This window comes from Parapusillimonas sp. JC17 (assembly GCF_052180245.1).
In the GTDB taxonomy this organism is placed as follows: Bacteria; Pseudomonadota; Gammaproteobacteria; order Burkholderiales; family Burkholderiaceae_B; genus Parapusillimonas.
The window spans coordinates 2,651,262-2,668,539 of sequence record NZ_CP197474.1 but is presented as its reverse complement, the minus strand read 5'-3'; the positions used below and the strand labels follow the sequence as shown (position 1 = coordinate 2,668,539).

Annotated in this window: 18 protein-coding genes and 1 other RNA gene; 17 read left to right on the top strand and 2 right to left on the bottom strand. The window is 60.5% G+C overall.

The window, feature by feature from the left end; all coding sequences use genetic code 11:
• Position 1: 1 nt before the first annotated feature.
• The 7 genes from ACSBPU_RS12780 (at position 2) to ACSBPU_RS12750 (ending at position 4,271) form a co-directional block, all read left to right on the top strand.
• Positions 2 to 373, top strand: coding sequence for a hypothetical protein (locus ACSBPU_RS12780; RefSeq protein WP_442592470.1), 372 nt, complete (start codon positions 2 to 4; stop codon positions 371 to 373).
• Positions 373 to 756 carry a hypothetical protein gene (locus tag ACSBPU_RS12775; RefSeq protein WP_442592469.1) on the top strand — a complete coding sequence of 128 codons (384 nt, stop codon included), beginning with the start codon at positions 373 to 375 and terminating at the stop codon, positions 754 to 756. The genes ACSBPU_RS12780 and ACSBPU_RS12775 overlap by 1 nt, the downstream gene beginning before the upstream one ends.
• Entirely contained in the window at positions 753 to 1,172 is a 420-nt protein-coding gene (locus ACSBPU_RS12770; RefSeq protein WP_442592468.1) for a phage tail terminator-like protein, read from the top strand. The genes ACSBPU_RS12775 and ACSBPU_RS12770 overlap by 4 nt, the downstream gene beginning before the upstream one ends.
• A 104-nt stretch (positions 1,173 to 1,276) precedes the next feature.
• Positions 1,277 to 2,440: a phage tail tube protein gene (locus ACSBPU_RS12765; protein ID WP_442592467.1), complete on the top strand. Its 1,164-nt coding sequence runs from the start codon at positions 1,277 to 1,279 to the stop codon at positions 2,438 to 2,440.
• A gap of 94 nt (positions 2,441 to 2,534) precedes the next feature.
• Positions 2,535 to 3,026, top strand: a complete 492-nt coding sequence (locus tag ACSBPU_RS12760) for a hypothetical protein (RefSeq protein ID WP_442592466.1) — start codon at positions 2,535 to 2,537, stop codon at positions 3,024 to 3,026.
• A gap of 32 nt (positions 3,027 to 3,058) precedes the next feature.
• Positions 3,059 to 3,283, top strand: a complete 225-nt coding sequence (locus ACSBPU_RS12755; protein ID WP_442592465.1) for a hypothetical protein — start codon at positions 3,059 to 3,061, stop codon at positions 3,281 to 3,283.
• A gap of 145 nt (positions 3,284 to 3,428) precedes the next feature.
• The gene (locus ACSBPU_RS12750; RefSeq protein WP_442592464.1) at positions 3,429 to 4,271 is read left to right on the top strand and encodes a hypothetical protein; all 843 of its coding nucleotides are present in this window, start codon (positions 3,429 to 3,431) and stop codon (positions 4,269 to 4,271) included.
• 20 nt (positions 4,272 to 4,291) lie between these two features.
• On the opposite strand, the gene ACSBPU_RS12745 is transcribed toward ACSBPU_RS12750, so the two are convergent.
• On the bottom strand, positions 4,292 to 4,471 hold the full coding sequence (locus tag ACSBPU_RS12745; protein WP_442592463.1) for a hypothetical protein: 180 nt from the start codon (positions 4,469 to 4,471) through the stop codon (positions 4,292 to 4,294).
• A gap of 265 nt (positions 4,472 to 4,736) precedes the next feature.
• Here ACSBPU_RS12745 and ACSBPU_RS12740 point away from each other — a divergent pair, with 265 nt between their 5' ends.
• The 9 genes from ACSBPU_RS12740 to ACSBPU_RS12700 all read left to right on the top strand — a co-directional run bounded on the left by ACSBPU_RS12740 (position 4,737) and on the right by ACSBPU_RS12700 (position 15,163).
• Positions 4,737 to 5,075 (top strand): hypothetical protein, encoded by a 339-nt coding sequence (locus ACSBPU_RS12740; RefSeq protein WP_442592462.1) that lies wholly within the window; start codon positions 4,737 to 4,739, stop codon positions 5,073 to 5,075.
• A 105-nt stretch (positions 5,076 to 5,180) separates the two neighbouring features.
• Positions 5,181 to 10,778 (top strand): tape measure protein, encoded by a 5,598-nt coding sequence (locus tag ACSBPU_RS12735; protein WP_442592461.1) that lies wholly within the window; start codon positions 5,181 to 5,183, stop codon positions 10,776 to 10,778.
• Positions 10,775 to 11,725: a hypothetical protein gene (locus tag ACSBPU_RS12730; protein WP_442592460.1), complete on the top strand. Its 951-nt coding sequence runs from the start codon at positions 10,775 to 10,777 to the stop codon at positions 11,723 to 11,725. Before ACSBPU_RS12735 ends, ACSBPU_RS12730 begins: the two co-directional genes overlap by 4 nt.
• A complete protein-coding gene (locus ACSBPU_RS12725) occupies positions 11,722 to 13,233 on the top strand; it encodes a glycine-rich domain-containing protein (RefSeq protein ID WP_442592459.1) in 1,512 nt (503 codons plus the stop codon). Before ACSBPU_RS12730 ends, ACSBPU_RS12725 begins: the two co-directional genes overlap by 4 nt.
• Complete coding sequence (locus ACSBPU_RS12720) at positions 13,234 to 13,671, top strand: hypothetical protein (protein ID WP_442592458.1); 438 nt, start codon at positions 13,234 to 13,236, stop codon at positions 13,669 to 13,671.
• Between the two features lie 81 nt (positions 13,672 to 13,752).
• Positions 13,753 to 14,064 carry a hypothetical protein gene (locus tag ACSBPU_RS12715; RefSeq protein WP_442592457.1) on the top strand — a complete coding sequence of 104 codons (312 nt, stop codon included), beginning with the start codon at positions 13,753 to 13,755 and terminating at the stop codon, positions 14,062 to 14,064.
• Position 14,065: 1 nt separating this feature from the next.
• The gene (locus ACSBPU_RS12710) at positions 14,066 to 14,341 is read left to right on the top strand and encodes a hypothetical protein (RefSeq protein ID WP_442592456.1); all 276 of its coding nucleotides are present in this window, start codon (positions 14,066 to 14,068) and stop codon (positions 14,339 to 14,341) included.
• On the top strand, positions 14,338 to 14,916 hold the full coding sequence (locus ACSBPU_RS12705) for a glycoside hydrolase family 108 protein (protein WP_442592455.1): 579 nt from the start codon (positions 14,338 to 14,340) through the stop codon (positions 14,914 to 14,916). The genes ACSBPU_RS12710 and ACSBPU_RS12705 overlap by 4 nt, the downstream gene beginning before the upstream one ends.
• Positions 14,906 to 15,163 carry a hypothetical protein gene (locus ACSBPU_RS12700; protein ID WP_442592454.1) on the top strand — a complete coding sequence of 86 codons (258 nt, stop codon included), beginning with the start codon at positions 14,906 to 14,908 and terminating at the stop codon, positions 15,161 to 15,163. Before ACSBPU_RS12705 ends, ACSBPU_RS12700 begins: the two co-directional genes overlap by 11 nt.
• Positions 15,164 to 15,431: 268 nt before the next feature.
• Here the strand turns inward: ACSBPU_RS12700 and ssrA are convergent.
• Positions 15,432 to 15,797: a transfer-messenger RNA gene (ssrA, locus tag ACSBPU_RS12695) on the bottom strand.
• 201 nt (positions 15,798 to 15,998) lie between these two features.
• Here ssrA and sstT point away from each other — a divergent pair.
• A complete protein-coding gene (gene sstT, locus ACSBPU_RS12690) occupies positions 15,999 to 17,264 on the top strand; it encodes a serine/threonine transporter SstT (protein WP_442592453.1) in 1,266 nt (421 codons plus the stop codon).
• Positions 17,265 to 17,278: the final 14 nt, after the last annotated feature.

Below are 17,278 nucleotides of genomic sequence, written 5' to 3'. Positions count from 1 at the left end.
CATGGGCCTACGCGACGAAATCACCGCCGACATTGCCGAAGCGTTCGATAGCGACCTTGCCGACGCCGTGAGTGAGTTCACCGGGAGCCGTGTTGTGGGGCAGGGGCCTTATGACCCCGTGACTGAAACACGGCCGACCATCACGGAGAGCTACGCCGGACGGGGCGTGTTCGGCAGCTTCGATATGCGCGTGGTCGACGGCATACGGATTCTGCGCACCGATATCAAGATTACCGCGCTGCAGGCCGAAATCGTCGGTGATGCGGTCAAGATCGGCGACACGATTGTGCGCGGGGGCGAGTCGTTCAAGGTGATTCAGATTGAGCAGGATCCTGCCGGCGCCTCGTATTCGATTCAGATCAGGAGAGCGTGATGGCTGGATGGAGCAAGCCTCCTGGCGCATTTATCAAGGTCGTGGAAGAAGACCTGACCAAGCAGCGCCGGATACTCACGATGGAGGTGCTGCAGGGTGTCGTCATGATGTCGCCGGTGGACAAGGGGACATTTCGAGGCAGCCACCAAGTGACTGTAGACAGCATTTCGACAGGCTTTGATCTGGAAAAGCAAGACAAGTCGGGCGGCGAAACGATCAGCGAAGGTCTTGCGGTCATCGGCGCAATTGATAAGCCCTATGGAGAATCCACGGTGCAGACGAATTTGCCCTATGCCGAAGCCCTGGAAGATGGAAGGTCCACTCAAGCCCCTGCTGGAGTCTACGGCGTCACTTTCGACGCGGTAGCGGAAAAGCACAAATGACATTCGAAGAAATCCGAGCCGCCATTGTGGGCCGCATGGCAGCGTTCACTGGCGTGGCGCAGTCGAGCATCGACTACCCAAATGCGCCTGGCCAATTCACGCCTCCAGCCGCTGGCCTATGGTGCCGCCTATCGATTCTGCACGGCCCATCCTTTATGGCTGGAATGGCCGATCAGCCCTACACCCGCAAACCCGGGCGCATCGTCGTTCAGTGTTTTGCGCGCGAGGGTACGGGAACCAAGGCACTGACCAAACTGGCCGACGACCTTGAAGCGCACTTCGCTTACTGGGAGCAGGGCAACCTGGAATGCCTGGAGGCGAGCCAAGTCAACGTAGGTGCCGGTGACACGGCAGGGCGCCCAGAAGGCACGGGCTTCTATCAGATCAACGTCAACGTCCGGTTCTTAGCCGGGTAGGACTATTCAAAACCTCTTTTCCCAACAAGCCCGGCCAACGGTCTGGCTTGTTATTTCTGCGCCCGATTCCGGGCTTTTTTTATGCCTAATCAGGAGAGAAAATCATGAGTTCAGGCGCAAAAGTCGTATCTCATTGCATCAAGGAAGTCACGCCGGGCACCACGCCTGCCAGTGGCACATGGCAAACCATGCGACTTACCGGCAACACGTTGTCGCCCACGCCCAGTACGCTGGTGTCTGACGAAATTACGGATAGCCGCATCAGCCAGGGCTCGGTCGTGACTGGGCTCACCATTGCGGGCGACCTCACCGGTGAATTGTCTTACGGTACGTTTGACGACTGGCTGGCCGCCGCCTTCTATGGGGCGTGGGCGTCGGACGTTCTCACGATTGGCGCGGTGCGCAACACATTCAGCGTCCAGAAGGCGTTTACCGACGTCGGCACATACCACTTGTTCAAGGGCGTGCATGCGGCCACGGCGGCGATCGATATTCCAGAGGAAGGCAAGGTTACGCTCACGATCGGAGCCCAGTGCCTGGACTACCGGGACGCCGAGACGACATTCGTAACTGGCAGCCCCGCGGCTGCTACAACGACGCCTTTCATGTCGTCCCTAGCGGTCGGCGACATCAAGGTTGATGACGTCTCCCTTGCCGGCTCGGCCTGCGTGTCGGCGATGACGATCAATATCGATAACACCGTACAGTTGCAGCGGTGCCTCGGATCGGGCCGGCTTGGGCCTGGCGCCATCATCGAAACGGAAGCCGCCGTAACGGGAACGATTACACTCGCGTGGTCCAAGCGAGCCTGGCAGATCTGGAAGGAGCAGCTCAGCCGCAAGGCTTTTGAGGTCGAGTTCCCGATTACCGACAGCCTGGGCAATTCCTACACCTTCAACTTCCCGTCGATTGAGGTCGATGGCGAGCTGCCCAACGGCGGCAAACGCGACATCATCCAGGTCACGCTGAATTGGACGGTGGCTAAGGTCGCGCCGACCATCACGCGCGCGCCGGCCGCTGCGCCGACGTCCGTCACTGTCACGCCCAGCGCGCCTGAGGTCGACGTTGGTGACACCGTACAGATGTCCGCATCCGTTTCGCCTGGAGGCGCGAGCCAGGCAGTGACTTGGCATTCGAGCGATCTGGCGGTTGCGACGGTCAATGGTAGCGGCTTGGTCACCGGCGTATCGGCTGGCACTGCCGTCATCACCGCGTACAGCACGGTTGACCCGACCAAATCTGACTCCGAGACAGTCACTGTCTCTTAACCGAGTTCCCGCGCAGGCGGGTTTCTCAGCGCCCCGGGCCTAACGCCACTCGGGGCGCTTCTTTTTTGGCGTGGCGTTAATTGGAGAATTTCACATGGCATTGATTGTCAGTAAGCAGGCCACCGTATCCACTACTGAACGGTGGGAAAACTTCGACAAGGACACCAAGGTGCTGCTGCGCGGCCTGGACAACGAAGAGTACAAAGTCGCCCTTGAGCGCGCGCGGCGCCGCTTAAATGCGCGAGACGCAAAGTTCGGCGAGTTTGATGTGGGTGTCGTGCCGGGCGAAGAGAGCGAGCACGCCATTCAGTGCAAGCTGCTTGGCCAGTTTGTGTTGCGTGACTGGGAAGGCGCCCAGGACGAAAAAGGCGGCGACGTTCCCTACACGCCGGAAGCCGGGGCCGCCGCCTTGCGCGGCAACATCGAATTCTTCGTATGGGTAATCCGCGTCTCCAGTGAGATTGCCGCCGAATCCCGTCAGGAGCGAGAAGAAACCCTGGGAAAGTCCTCGAGTACCACCGCTGGCACGACGAGTGGGGCAGCCAAAGCAAAAAGCAGCAAGCGATCGCCGCCCGCCTCGGAATAGAGATCCCAGAGCCGCCGGAGCTCACGCCTACGGTGGCTCACATCATCAATATCTACCGGCTAACCGCCAAGGCTCGAAGGCATATCGTATTGGGCGGAATGGAAAAGGCTCTCGCGGTCCCGCAGCCCTTATCGGTGAGGGATATCAGCGATGTGCTCGAAGCCTGGCCATCGCCGTTGCCACGAAATGAACTCGACCCATGCATCTTCAGGCTGGACGCCGAGGATATCGCGACCTGGGAGGAGGGGCGCGGGTGAGCCCTGGAACTGCTGGACAATGCTTGGTTGGAGTCGCTTGCTGAGGAGCGGGGGAAGGGGTAGGGCTGTACGCATTTACAGTTTGAAATGTTTCTGTGTCTGTGTAGCATGACAGTTTCGATGTTTGATGGCTGTCAGCTTAACCATGTTTGCCGATCCTACAGAGATCCTAAGCTCACAAGAAATCGCTCAAATGGACTCGAAAGAGGCCGCGGCAATAGCGTGTGATTTATTAGAGAAGATCAGAGGAGAGTCCTCAAAGCTCGCTGGCGAGGCCTTGCCGGATATCGATTCGATTATTCGGTCTAGCGGACTGTTGGCGGCAAAGGTGGAGTACTTGCGAAGGCGCTTCGTCGGCGTTCGGGGGGATACCTCGCTTCTCAGCAAGGAAGAGCGGGGATGGATGGATGGTCTTGACCATGCGCTAAGCGAGTACATGAAGTCAGTGATTGATGGTCTTGAAAGGCTGTTCCCAAATGTGCTTGGAAATGTAGCGGTTGAGATCATCGGGGCAGGCAAGGAAGCCCAGTTTGGGCCACAGCATGCGCTCATAGGTTTGCTCGCTGGCATACAAGAAATGAAGCGCCTCGTATCCGCCGGCACGCATGGGCTCATACGATTCACAACATTATTCCTGACTTCGATTTTTGTGGCGCAACAGTTCTTCAGGATGTGGAAGATGGGTGAGAAATCCATGGGCGGAAGTGATGATTTGTCGAAGCTACCTTGGGTAAAACAGGTCATCGAGTACGTTGGGGGCGGCACTGTTCTGGCGACGAGGTTGTGCTCGGAAATGGGTGTATCTCCGGTCGGCGCGCCACTCATCACAATCCTGGAGCATGACAATCCACCTTTACTCTGTATCGAGTACCTGCTCGATGCGTCTCCGCGGTTGGTCTGCGAGGCGAACGACAAGCTGTCGAAGTCGATTGCAGTCAATCGGCTGCCGATACCGGACAGTTTCCATATCTGTTTCGGGGTCGCCTAATGAGTATCTCTGAGCATGATTTAGTTGATCTGGCTCGTGCGCTGCATGAGCATGCCGAGGAAGAGGTCGATGACCGGGCGGCCATAAGCCGCGCGTACTATGCCGCCTATCATCGCTGCCTGGACTTCCACAGCCAGCTTCCGTACCCCGGCAAAGATTCTCGCAACAGTAAGGCTGGCGTCCATGAGCGGTTGATCCATCGGCTGTGCAATCCGACAGTCCCCAACCAAGCGCTATCAATGCATTCATGCGCGCTTGGCCAGAAACTGCAGACGTTAAAGAAAAGGCGGTATGAGGCTGACTACCTGCTGAGACGAACGGTGAGCCCAAGGGCTGCCGAACTAGCCATTTTTGAAGTAGAGGATTTGATGCGATTCACTCAACCAGAATCCGCATAACCTTCAAACGCTTCCCAAATTCCCAGCCCGCGCTATGATCTGGTGTCAAAATGATACGGGAGGGGGTATGAAAAAGTACCTATTGGTACTGGCGCTGGCGCTGGCGTGCTCGCCGGCACTCGCGCAGACGGTCGAGCAGCAGGAAAACGAGGCGGTCGTACGTGAAGTGCTCACAGGGCTGCTGCACGAGGCTCGACTCGAGCTGCGTTTTGATCGGGCACGCTTGTTGATCTTTGGCGCCAAGGCAAAAGGTGACGGGCATGCTTTACAGGCTTATGTCGACAGCGGCGCCCTTCCCAAAGACTCTATTGATTACCAGCTTGTCGCCCGAGGTTATGAGCTCAACGGGATCATGGACAACGAAGTAAAGGCTTACTTCCTGCGCTGCATTAAAGAGAATCACTAGCCACAGCCGCCCTCGGGCGGTTTTTTGTTTTCTACGGCCCGCTTTGGCGGGTTTTTTCGTTTTCGGCCTCGGATTTTTGGGGCCTTTTTTATGGGCGATTGATTCATGACGCAAGAAAGTCGGCTAGCCATTGTCATCGACAGTCGGCAGGCGCAGCCGAGCGCGGAAGATCTGGCAAAAGCGCTTGATGCCCTTGATGCCGCCGGCGTACGCGTCACTTCTTCGTCGGCGCGTGCCGGCCGCTCGGCTGCCGATGCAGGCCGCGCTTACACGCAGACAGGCAGGGACGCGAAGTTTGGCGCCGATGGCGTCGACCGCGTGAATCGATCGCTGGATCAGACGGAAAGCTCGGCGGCGGCCGCTGCGGCCTCTATTCGCCGTAATCTCATTGCCGCGGTTGGCGGGCTGTCAGCAATGAAGTTGATCGATGTTGCTGACGATTGGGGCCAGATGGCCAGCCGCATCAAGATGGCGACGGAGAGCGCGGCCGAGTATGAGCGCGTGCAGGCTCGGATGGTTCAGAGCGCGAACGCCACCTATCGGAATATCAACGAGACGCGCGAAGCGTTCGTGCAGTTGTCGCCAGTACTGCGCCAGATGGGGATGTCGCTCGATCAGTCAATGGATGCGATCGACGCCTTCTCGGGCCTCATGGTGACGAACGCCGCCAGCACTGAGCGTGGCGCTGCGGCCATGCGCGCGCTTTCGGTCGCGCTCCAGAAAGGCAAGCTCGACGCGGATGGCTGGATCACGATCTACAGTTCGCTGGACAGTATTGTCGACACCATCGCCGCGCACAGCGGCAGGGCTGCTGAAGAAATCCGCAAGCTCGGTGCCGAGGGCAAGCTGTCGGTTGAACTGATAGCGCAAGCATTGGCTGGCCAACTTGGGCCGATCATGCAGCAGGTCGAAGAAATGCCAACGACCGTGCGCGACTCGATGCAGAAGGTTGCCAACGAGTTCACCAACTACATCGGCAAGGCTAACGAGGTAAATGGTGTCACCGCCACTATGGCCGACGGCATCGCATACCTAGGCGAGAACCTTGGCGGCGTGCTGAATGTTGGCCTGGTGGCCGGGTCAGGCGCGTTGGCACTCTACACATCCCGGACGATAGGCGCGACGACCGCAACTGTGGCTGATGTGCTGGCCAAGCGTGCGGCCGCCATGCAAGAGCTTGAGCTTGCCGCTGCGCAAGTAACGCAGACTAGCATCACTCTCGCGCAGACAAAGGCGCAGCAGGGGCTCTCGGCCAGCAGGGCGCAACTTGCTACGGCTACGGCGGCCCATACTGCGGCCGAGCAGCGCCTTGCCGTAGCGCAGGCGGCCGCCGGCGGTGCCGGCCGTTCGCTGCTTGGCGTCCTTGGCGGTCCCGTTGGCCTGCTCGCAACTGTTGGGCTCACTGCGGCCGCATTCGTCGCCATGGACGGCGCATCGGCGCGCGCGAGGATTTCACTGGGGGACCTCACTGGCACGGCGACTGACGCATCTGCTGCATTCGCAAAGCTCGGTACGCTATCTCGGCAGGCTGCGCTCGATACGCTCGGCAAGCTTCACTCAGATCAGGCGCGGGAAGCTGGCAAGGCATGGTCAGACTTCGTCGCGGATCTCGAGCCGACGACCGCCAAGGGTGCGCGCGCGGTTGCGCAAATGCGCTCACAAATGCGCGCCGAGGTGCAGGGGATCACGTCGGATACGACGCTTTCTTCCGGCGAGATCGAGCATGCGGTTGATCGACTGATCGACAAGTGGGTCGAAGAAGGGCGCGTAACTGCGGAGCAGGCCCAGCAGTACCGCAACCTTGCGGCGGGCGCGTCCACTCTGCAGGCCACCGCGAACGAGACGGCAGCTCGAATTGGCGAGTTGACCCAGAAGAACAACGAACTGAACGCGTCTGCCAACGCCGCAGCCGGTGGTGTGTCCACCCTAAACAACGCCCTCGCAGGCACCGACGAGGCTGGCAAGAAGTACCTCGAGCGCCTATCTGACCAGTCCGTCGTCGCAGGGCTCAAGACGCAGCGCCAGCAGCTTGATGCTATGGTGGCTGCCGGCAAGCTACTGTTTTCGCCGGAAGATCTCGCCAAGGCCCAGGCGCACGCCGACAAAATCGACAAGGCCACCGCATCCCTAAAGTCCGGGGCCCAGGCAACGAAAGACTACGCCAGCGCGATGAAGTCGTTGCTGGAAACGCACCTTCCGCAGAATAAGGCGCTCGATGAGCTGCACAAGAACCTGGACCTACTGGGCAAGGCTCATAAAGCCGGCAAGGTTTCGGCAGCAGACTACACGAAGGCCTTATTGTCGATCAATACGGCCTACGCAAAACAAGTCACAGACTTGCTGCCCGAGTCGGTCAAGAAGGCGCAAGAACAGGTAAAGTCAGCGCAAGAGCAGCTCAAAACGCTCACGCAACAGGTGCGCGTCTATGGATTGGCCGAGTCCGCCGCCACGCGCCTGGCCGTGGCCGACACGGATTCCGCCCTCGCCAAGCTCGAAGCAGCTAAGGCCAGCGCAGTCGCGTCGAACGCCAGCACAGAGCGCGTGCGCGAGATCGAGGCTGAGATCCATGCACTGAAGCAACTGAAGGATCTGCAGGTCGGCATCGCTGGCCAACAGCAGCAGCTCGAATTCCGGGAGGCTCAGAAAGCTCAGTGGGAGGCCTGGAGCCGCGACGTTGAGCAAATCTTCGACCGCGTAGGCCAAAGCCTGACCGACGCAATCTTTGACGGCGGAAAGTCCGGTAAAGACTTGCTGCGCGACATGTTTAAGTCGCTGACCTTCAACATCCTCATCAACCCGGTGATGAAGTCGTTGCAAGGCTTCGTCACCAACGAGATCGGCGCGCTCTTCGGCTACCAAAACCCGCAACAACAAAGCGGCGTCGGCGGCATGCTGCAGAACGCCAGCTCGCTGAACTCCCTCTTCGGCGCTGGCTACCAAGCGCTGACCGGCGCTTCGGCTGGCGCATCCACGGCATCCCTTGGCTACGCGAACCTCGTTGGCGCCATGGGTGGTGATTCCATCGGGGCGCTGATCTCAGCAAACGGCGGATGGGAAGGTGCGCTGTCCGGGCTGAGTTCGGCTGCTGGAACGGCCTTCGCGAGCGGTATTACCGCTGTTGCGCCGTCGGTAATGGCCTCGCTCGGAAGTGGCGCGGCGGGCGCGCTGGCATCGGGTATGGCGACGACGTCGTTCAGCGCGGCAATGACTGGTGGCGCTCTTATTCCCGGCCTTGGCGTTGGCGCTGCAGGCGGGGGGGTCGGCGCCGGGATTGGCGCTGCCGGTGCGGCGGGAGCTGCTGGAGGTGCTGCTGCCGGTGCCGGTGGCTTGATGGCCGGCCTCAGCGCAGCGGCGCCCTACATCGGCATCGGCCTGGCCGCCGCCTCCGCCTTCGGCCTCTTTGATAGCGGGCCTCCGAAGACGAGGCACGGCCAACGAACGACCATCGATTATACCGGCGGTGCCTACGGCATCAGCGCCGTGGACGACCGCCAAGCCGCAGGTTCCGAGCAGGCAGCCCTTGCCGCAGCACAAAGCGCTGTTGCTGCAGCAAATGACTTGTTCGCCAAGGTGGGCGTCAACGCGGGGATCGAGTCGTTTTACGCGATCATGGAGTCCAGCGTCCTGGGCGATCGCAACGGCGTCGCCTCTGGCGGCATGCTGCGCATCGGCGACCAACTGCGCCAGATCGGCGTAGCGCAAGCCAGCGACATGACGTTCGGTGGCTTTGGCGGGTGGAGCTCAGCCGAGATGTTGCCCAGGCTGCAGACGGACATCCAGTTGTCGATCCTCGAGGCGTTCCAGGCGGTCAGCGGCCAACTGCCGTCGGTGTTGTCCGGCATGCTCGAAGGCGTCGACCTGCGCAACATTGACGCGGCGACGGCGCAGGATCTGGCTACGCGCTTCTCGGCGGTCGCCGATGGAGCGACGCAATTCTTGACCGCCATCGAGGCCCTGCCTTTCGAGCAGTTGCGCGGGCTGAGCTTTGATGCAGCTGCAGGCCTGGTGCAACTGGCTGGCGGCGTGGAAGGTCTCCTGTCGGCGCAGCAGACGTACTACCAGGCCTTTTACTCAGAAGCCGAGCGCCACGGGATCGCGGTCAACAACCTGACCTCGGCCCTGGCTGCGGCTGGCGTCGTGATACCCGAACTCACGGGTTCGACCGAGCAGATGCTGGCGTCGTACCGCGCGATCGTCGAGGCACAGGACCTCAATACCGAGGCAGGGCGCCAGGCGTATGTGACACTCATGGGCGCGGCTGGCGCATTTGCCGAGGTTGCGCAGTACGCGGGGCAGGTCGCCCAAGCGGTCGAAGAGGTCGCCGTACCCGCCCGCTCGCTCGCCGACATCGAGCGCGAACGTGCCGGCCTGGAGTCTCAGCTGCTGGGCCTGCTTGGCAACACCAACGCATTGCGCCAACGTGAGCTCGAGACCCTGGACGCGAGCAACCGGGCGCTGCAGCAGCAGATCTGGTCTTACCAGGACCTGTCGACCGCTTATAACGAAGTCGTGGCGGCTGGCGAGCGCGAAATTGCCAGGCTGAAGGAGTCGTTCGGCGCCACCGACGCGGCCATGAGCGCGTACCGGTCCGCCGTCCAGAGGCTCGAATCCGAATTCGGCAGCCTGATCGCAACCATCGGCCGGGGCGTTGCGGATCTGCGCAGCCAAGTCACCGAAGCCGCCAGGATGCAGTACAACCAGGCGCGTGCGGTGATCTCGACCGCACTCATCACGCGCCAGCTGCCGCAGACAGCCGATCTTACGGAAACGCTGCGCATCGCCCAGCAGGGCGTCACCGGCCAAGTGTACGGGTCGCTCTTCGAGCAACAAAAAGCGTATCTCATTCTGGCCAACGAGATGGAGGCCCTGCAGGGGATCGCCCAGCCCGAGCTGGATACGGCGCGGGCGACACTCACCCAGCTGGAGAATCAATACCGACTTCTGCGCGGCATGGGCCTGGTGGGCGAGGACTCGCTGACGGCGCTCGAGCAGCAGCTGCGCGCGGCGATCTCGACCGAAGAAGCAGCACGTCGGCAGATCTCGGCCATCGAAGAGCAGATCAACTGGGCCAAGGAGCAATACAACGTCCTCTTGGAGATCCGGGACGGGGTGCTGACGTTTCCCGAAGCGTTGGCATCGTTTGCTCAGACCTTGGCGGCAGCCGTTGCCGCGGCGAACAAGGCTGCGGCGCCGGTGAGCGGTGGCGGAGGAAGTGCGGGTGGCTACACGCCGGTTCCCGGCGCCGGCATCGGATCGTCGAGCTGGACCACGGATTATTTCCTGGCCAACCCTGACGTCCTGCAAGGCTATGACGTCGCGCATGGCATGTCGCCCGAAGCCTGGGCCCAGTACCACTGGAATACCTATGGTCAATACGAGGGACGTAAGTTCGCCGCTGGTGGTTTTGCCTTGCCCGGCTGGGCGATGGTCGGAGAGGAAGGGCCGGAGCTCGTCAATTTCAGCCAGCCCGGTCGTGTCTACACGGCAGGGCAGACAGACGACATCTTGCGCGGCCTGGGCACCGGCAACGGATGGGGTAATGCTGGTGTTATCACCGAGTTGCGGGCCCTGCGCGAGCAGAACGCCCGCCTCGAGCGTCGTCTTGCCTCCATCGAAAGGTCTACTGGCCAGTTCGCCAGCCAGTTCGACAACGTCACCGCCGGCGGCAACGCCATGCTTACAGAGGATGCAGCGACACTATGAGCACTGATGTAAATGCCGTCCTACTGATCCCCTTGGAGATCACGGCGGCGATGATCGCGGCGGGCACTACGGTGCCCGTTGTTGATTCCAGCGTCGGGGAGGTCGCCTGGAGCAATTCAACGGCCTATGTGGTTGACGATCAAGTCAATCATGCTGATTCGCTCTGGGACGCAATTGCCGACAACACAGGGGTGGAGCCCGGAACCGACGCCAAGAAATGGTTCCGCGCGGGGCCGTCAAATCGCATGGCGGCGTTCGACGTTGAGCTCAATACCGTGACGCGCAGGGCAGGAGAGATCAAGTATGTCGTGCGCCCGGATTTCTTCACCGGCATCGGCTTGTGGGGCATGTCGGGCGAACACCTGAACATCAAAATCTACGACGAGCCGGGCGGCAACGTGGTCGAAGAGTACGACGCCGATCTCTGGGAGCAGGCTGCGGGCCTATACGAGCTGCTTTTCATGCCGCTCAAGCGCCGCACGCAGCATTACATGCAGAACCTGCCGCTTTACCCGGCAGCCGAGGTCCATATCAGCATCACGGCCGCCGGCGGGGCCATGTGTGAGGTGGCGCTGATCTCCATCGGTCACTGGGACACGCTCGTTGGCGCCGGGACCTGGGGCGGCACGGAGTACGACGCAGAGGCCGAGATAAAGGGCTACAGCTACCTCAAGCGAGAAGAGGACGGCACCGTGACGCGCAAGCGCCGCGGCAGTGCGAATAACGTCAATTGCACCGTCGTGGTTCCGGCAGACGAAGGCAATCGCGCCGCCGAGCTCCTGCACCTGGTGCAGGGCCGACCGGTCGCCTTCATCGCGTCGGGGCTACCGAGGTACGAGTATCTGAATGGATTTGGAGATGTATCGGGAACCGTAAGGGCGGCGGGCCCGAACCACGCCGCGATCACCCTGAGAATTGAAGGCGCAGTACAAGGAGCTAAGCAATGAGCACACCCATACAGCCGGTGCCGGACGTCGTCCTGGCATCCCCGTTCCCGACGCTGGCAGATCGCCCTGCGGGAACCTACAACCAAAAGGCCAAAGACTGGGCGGACTCGGAAAACGCCATGTCCGTTCGCAATCGCGAAATCGCCCTTGTCGGACATAACAATGCGACCACGGCGACGGAGCAAGCCGGCATTGCCGTAACTAAGGCAAACGAGGCATCGAACAGCGCCCAGACCGCCACAAACAAAGCACAAGAGGCCGCCGAATCCGCCCAGAATCTTGCAGATCTTGACGCGCTCTGGCTAGGGGCCGCCACGAGCGACCCCGCAACGGGAAAAGGTGGTGCGCCATTGGTGGCCGGCAATGCCTACGTCAATTCCGTGACCGGATATCTGCGAGCGTATAACGGCAGCGCCTGGGTGCAAGGGGTAAGCGCCGTTGCAGGAGTTTCGAGCCTGAATGGGCAGATTGGCGCTCTGGTGCTCAAGACGCTTGGCGGGCAAAGTCTGTTGGGCGCGGGTGATTTGGATGTCAAGCAATCAGTGGTGCGGGTAGCACGCACCAGCAACACGCAATTACAGAGCGCCGATAATGGCAGGCTGATTGACATTACAAGCGGCACTTTCACCCAAACCTTCGCGGCAGCGGCAGCGCTTGACGATGGCTGGTATTGTTATCTGAAAAACTCCGGCACAGGGGACATCACGCTCGATCCCAATGAAGCTGAAACCATAGATGGCATGGTCAGCTATATCATGTATCCGGGCGAAGTCAGGCTGATACAGTGCGACGGCGCGGCACTGCGATCAATAGTGTTGAACGGCTTTAAGAAGACATACATTGCAAGCGGCTCATTTGTTAAGCCGCCAGGCTACGCAGCATTTGCCGGCCATCTATGGGGCGGCGGAGCGAGCGGCAGTAAGAGTAACGGCAGTGTCGACGGCGGCCCCGGCGGAGGCTGCGCTCCATTTAATATTAGCTCTGACGCTGTTCCGCCTGGGGTAAGCGCAGTGGTTATAGGCAGCGGCGGCGCAGCGGTCACTGCAAATAGCACCGATGGCATCTCCGGGGGAGATTCGTCATTTCTGGGCATCCAGGCGTATGGCGGTAAGAATGTGTCTGGGGCGTTAACGGCCGGATCAGCCCTGCGAAATACCCGAGTGTCGATTGACGACACCACTCGGGGAGCGGACCCGTATTCAGGGCAGATGTCAGTCAAGGGGTCTGATAATGGGAACATTGACGCCATCTTCGCCGGGTCTCTTGGCGCAAGAACCGACAATAGGCGCGGGGCAAACTCCGTATACGGCGGCGCTGGCGGCGGAGGCTTTGCCGCAATTCTCAGGACTCCTGGCGTGTCGGTTTTCGGCGGGGACGGTGGCGCGGCAGGGGAGACCACAAGCGGGATGGACGGCGAAGCCCCGGGCGGCGGAGGTGGAGGAACCCTGACCGGGCCACGATCAGGAGCAGGAGCTCGTGGTGAGCTTCGCATATGGGGGATCATCTAAATGAGAACAGCAGTCATCGACGGCACTCAAGTCGTCAACGTAATCGAAGCCGGCCCGGAATTCACGCTTCCGGGCTTTTTGTTGGTGCCTACAGAAACGGCCGCGCCTGGGTGGACGTATGAGGACGGTGAATTTGTGCCGCCCGAGCCGGAACCTATCCCTGTTCCCCAAGAAATCGAAGGCTGGCAAGCCGAGGTGGCGATGCGCGCTACGCCCGTCGACCCCGAGGACCCCGAAAGCCAGAACGTCTGGGACCGCGTGCAGGACATCATCGCAGCGATGCCCGACGGCCTGGACAAGATCACCGCGCAGACGGTGCTGGCTCGTGGAAAGGTGCGCCATGACAGCGCGATGCTCGCCGCACTGGCCCCGCTGGTCCCGCTCTCTGGGGAACGCATCGACGACATGTTCCGCCTAGGCGCAAGCATCCAAGCATAGACCGGCCCCGAGCCGGTCTTTTCATTTCTGGCCCTGCCGTTTCGGTGGGGCTTTTTCTTTTCTACCCACCGAGAGAGGCCGATGGCTGATATGCAAAATTTCGAGGCGATAGCCGTCAAGCTGGCGGGTGTGGCTGGGGCCGTGGTGTCCATGCGATTCCTGCAGGGCACCTTGCTTGAGCGTCTGAGCATGGCGACCAGCGGCGCACTGCTCAGCTACTACCTCGCCCCACACATTTCCATGAGGCTCGGCATACCCGAGGGTCTGACCGGCTTCCTGGTCGGATTCTTTGGTATGGCCGTCGCTTCCCGGGCATGGGAAGCAGTGCAGGCCTTTCCGATCAACGCGATCTGGCAGGCCGTCATCGATCGCATACGCGGACGAGGGGTATGACATGGACCAAACCATATACATGACCGTCCAGGCTGCAGTATCGGCGGTGTGCTGGCTGATTGTCGCCGGTGGCGCTGGCTTGGCGGTGGTTGCCAAGTCGATCCACGACACCACCATGGAGCGTCTGGGCCTGTCGGCTGTGTCGCTTGCGGCCACGGGTGCCGCATGCCGAATCGTCGCGGATGGCTGGACAAGCGACGGATCCGCAGCGCTGGCCCTGGCCATGGCTGGCTACGTCATGGCCGTTGCTTATAAGCATGTGCGAGGTGCGCAATGAGCTGGCTATCGAATCTTTTTGGTGCCACCACCAAGCCGCCCGAAAGAATCCTGCCGCCCGCGCTGCCAGCGCCTGGCACACCCGTCACGTTTGATCTGGCCTTCGAGCGCCTGATCGGCCACGAGGGGGGATACGTCAACCACCCAGATGATCCGGGCGGAGAAACCAACTGGGGCATCACCCTGCGCACGGCCCGAGAGGTGGGTTACACCGGTTCCATTCGGGAACTCACCCGTGACCAAGCGCGCGAGATCTATCGCACCGCCTACTGGCAGCGGGCCCGGTGTGACGAGTTCGACGGCGCCATTGCTTTTCAGGTGTTCGATGCCGCGGTCAACCATGGCATCGGCAACAGCATCCGTTTTCTGCAGCGGGCGGCCGGCGTGGCTGATGATGGCGTGATCGGGCCGGTGACGATGTCGGCTGTGCAGCGCATGACCGTCACCGACGTGCTGGCCCGTTTCAATGCGGCGCGGCTGGAGTTTTACACCAAGCTTTCGACCTGGCCCAGCTTCGGTAAGGGCTGGGCGCGTCGGGTGGCCGGAAATCTGAACTATGGAGCCGATGATGCTTAACGCACTGGTATTGATCCGGAGCCACTGGAAGCTGCTGGCCGGCGCGCTGGCCGTCTTGGCCATCATCGGCGCCGTGCTGCTGTACGGCTCTGCAAAATACGATCAGGGGGTATCAGATGAACGTGCAAGGCAAGCGGCTCATGCCCTGGCCGCAGCAAAATCTCGGGGGCAGGTGGATCAGGCTATTGGGCGCCTGCCTGATGGTGCCGCTCTTGACGAGCTGCGCCGGAACTGGGCCCGTGATTGATGCCGGCTGCCTGTGGACGAGGGAAATCCGGGTGAGCCAGCAAGACATTATCACCGACCCGACTGCCCGGCAGATTTTGGGACATAACAAGGCTAGGGGGGAGAGGTGTTCGGGCTGATCCAGACGCAAAAAAGCCCGCTCGGTGGCGGGCTGTGGGGCTAAGTGAAATGCTGACCAAAATGCTGACCATGCTACCCAAAACAGCCCAAAAAAATAGCCAACTTTTGAGGTTGGCTATCGTGTAAGGTACTGATTTTATTAAGAATACTGGTGGAGTCGGCGGGAATTGAACCCGCGTCCGCAAGCCCTCTGCAGGCAGTTCTACATGCTTAGTCGGTACATTTTGAGTTTTAACCGCGGAGCGTGCCTGCCGACAGGCCCTTCCTTGGCGATTCACATTGATTTAAGACCAGATTGAGTGACCCAATCAGGTCCGATTCTTTGTAAATGACGCTGCTGTAGGTGTTACCCTACCTAACCCAAAGACAAATTAGTGCAGCGGCTTACCGCATTAAGCGGCTAAAGCGAAACGCTCGTCGTTGGCGTTTGTAGTTTTCCAGTGGATTTACGAGCTGACTGGTGCTCGGCATGCCCTACTCTGGTTCGCGACCCACGTCGAAGCCGGATCGACCCCATGACGCAATTGTAGCGCATTTGGAAGACTTTTCATAGTACGAAATGAAAGACATGGCAGGGGTGGTAAAATTCGCGCCTTCATAAATATCAGATGCGCCGGTAGCAAATGCTACGCAAGCGTGCGGCCCGATGACGGGCAAGGCGGTGGAGCGAGTTTTGCCTATGGTCCGAAAAGGCCATGCTTTGGAGTAGTCCGCCCATGAGTCGTTCCGCAGCAAAACAGAACCCATTACTGCAGTTTGTCAGCAACGGAAGCCTGGTCGTCCAGATATTGGTCGGCCTGCTCGCGGGCATTCTTCTGGCCATCATGTCGCCGTCCGCTGCTGCTTCGGTTGCCGTGCTGGGGCAGTTGTTCGTGCAGGCGCTGAAGGCGGTGGCGCCGATTCTGGTTTTCGTCCTCGTGGCAGCGTCGATCGCCAATCACCAAAAAGGACAGCAGACCCAGATGGGGCCGATCCTGATCCTGTATCTGTTGGGCACGTTTGCAGCCGCCCTGGTTGCCGTGGCGGCCAGTTTTCTGTTCCCTTTGACCATACAGCTGAAAGCGGATGGCGAAGCGCTCAGTGCGCCCGGCGGGATTCTGGAAGTGATGTCAAATCTTGTCATGAGCGTGGTCGATAATCCCATCAGCGCACTCATGAACGCCAATTACATCGGGATTCTCGCGTGGTCGATCGCGCTGGGTCTGGCGTTGCGGCATGCCCATGGCGCAACGAAGAATGTGATGGCCGATCTTTCGCTCGCCCTGTCCTATATCGTCAAGGTCATCATACGCTGTGCGCCGCTGGGTATTTTTGGGCTGGTGGCGTCCACCATTGCCGATACGGGGCTGGACGCCTTGCTGGGCTATGCAAGGCTGCTTGCCGTGCTGCTGGGCTGCATGCTTTTTGTGGCGCTGGTGGTGAATCCCCTCATCGTACTTATCAAGACGCGACGCAATCCGTATCCGCTCGTCTTCCTGTGCTTGCGCGAGAGCGGCATCACCGCCTTTTTCACCCGTAGCTCCGCCGCCAACATCCCGGTGAACCTGGCCTTGTGCAAGCGGCTGGGCTTGCCCGAGGAAACGTACTCGGTTTCCATACCACTGGGGGCCACCATCAATATGGCGGGCGCGGCCGTGACCATTACCGTGCTCACGCTGGCGGCCGTCAATACCCTGGGTATCTCCGTGGATCTGCCCACGGCGTTGCTGCTGAGTGTCGTCGCCGCTATTGCGGCATGTGGGGCTTCGGGTGTAGCCGGCGGCTCGCTGCTGCTGATTCCGCTGGCTTGCAGCATGTTCGGCATTTCCAACGATATCGCCATGCAGGTCGTCGGCGTCGGATTCATTATCGGAGTTCTTCAGGATTCATCCGAAACCATGCTGAACTCTTCGACGGATGTGCTGTTTACCGCCGCAGGCACGTCATCGAAAGAAATCCTTGAGCTGCGGCACGACGCCGCGACGCTGCATTCGCGGAACTAAGGGGCAAGGCACGC

Excerpts from the sequence above, each read along its gene's own strand:
- ACSBPU_RS12720 (WP_442592458.1), top strand. The coding sequence starts at position 13,234 with ATGAGAACAGCAGTCATCGACGGCACTCAAGTCGTCAACGTAATCGAA.
- ACSBPU_RS12735 (WP_442592461.1), top strand. The coding sequence starts at position 5,181 with ATGACGCAAGAAAGTCGGCTAGCCATTGTCATCGACAGTCGGCAGGCG.
- ACSBPU_RS12710 (WP_442592456.1), top strand. The coding sequence starts at position 14,066 with ATGGACCAAACCATATACATGACCGTCCAGGCTGCAGTATCGGCGGTG.
- ACSBPU_RS12760 (WP_442592466.1), top strand. The coding sequence starts at position 2,535 with ATGGCATTGATTGTCAGTAAGCAGGCCACCGTATCCACTACTGAACGG.
- ACSBPU_RS12765 (WP_442592467.1), top strand. The coding sequence starts at position 1,277 with ATGAGTTCAGGCGCAAAAGTCGTATCTCATTGCATCAAGGAAGTCACG.
- ACSBPU_RS12740 (WP_442592462.1), top strand. The coding sequence starts at position 4,737 with ATGAAAAAGTACCTATTGGTACTGGCGCTGGCGCTGGCGTGCTCGCCG.
- ACSBPU_RS12700 (WP_442592454.1), top strand. The coding sequence starts at position 14,906 with ATGATGCTTAACGCACTGGTATTGATCCGGAGCCACTGGAAGCTGCTG.
- ACSBPU_RS12715 (WP_442592457.1), top strand. The coding sequence starts at position 13,753 with ATGGCTGATATGCAAAATTTCGAGGCGATAGCCGTCAAGCTGGCGGGT.
- ACSBPU_RS12725 (WP_442592459.1), top strand. The coding sequence starts at position 11,722 with ATGAGCACACCCATACAGCCGGTGCCGGACGTCGTCCTGGCATCCCCG.
- ACSBPU_RS12705 (WP_442592455.1), top strand. The coding sequence starts at position 14,338 with ATGAGCTGGCTATCGAATCTTTTTGGTGCCACCACCAAGCCGCCCGAA.
- ACSBPU_RS12750 (WP_442592464.1), top strand. The coding sequence starts at position 3,429 with ATGTTTGCCGATCCTACAGAGATCCTAAGCTCACAAGAAATCGCTCAA.
- ACSBPU_RS12780 (WP_442592470.1), top strand. The coding sequence starts at position 2 with ATGGGCCTACGCGACGAAATCACCGCCGACATTGCCGAAGCGTTCGAT.
- sstT (WP_442592453.1), top strand. The coding sequence starts at position 15,999 with ATGAGTCGTTCCGCAGCAAAACAGAACCCATTACTGCAGTTTGTCAGC.
- ACSBPU_RS12730 (WP_442592460.1), top strand. The coding sequence starts at position 10,775 with ATGAGCACTGATGTAAATGCCGTCCTACTGATCCCCTTGGAGATCACG.
- ACSBPU_RS12775 (WP_442592469.1), top strand. The coding sequence starts at position 373 with ATGGCTGGATGGAGCAAGCCTCCTGGCGCATTTATCAAGGTCGTGGAA.
- ACSBPU_RS12770 (WP_442592468.1), top strand. The coding sequence starts at position 753 with ATGACATTCGAAGAAATCCGAGCCGCCATTGTGGGCCGCATGGCAGCG.
- ACSBPU_RS12745 (WP_442592463.1), bottom strand. The coding sequence starts at position 4,471 with ATGGATCAACCGCTCATGGACGCCAGCCTTACTGTTGCGAGAATCTTT.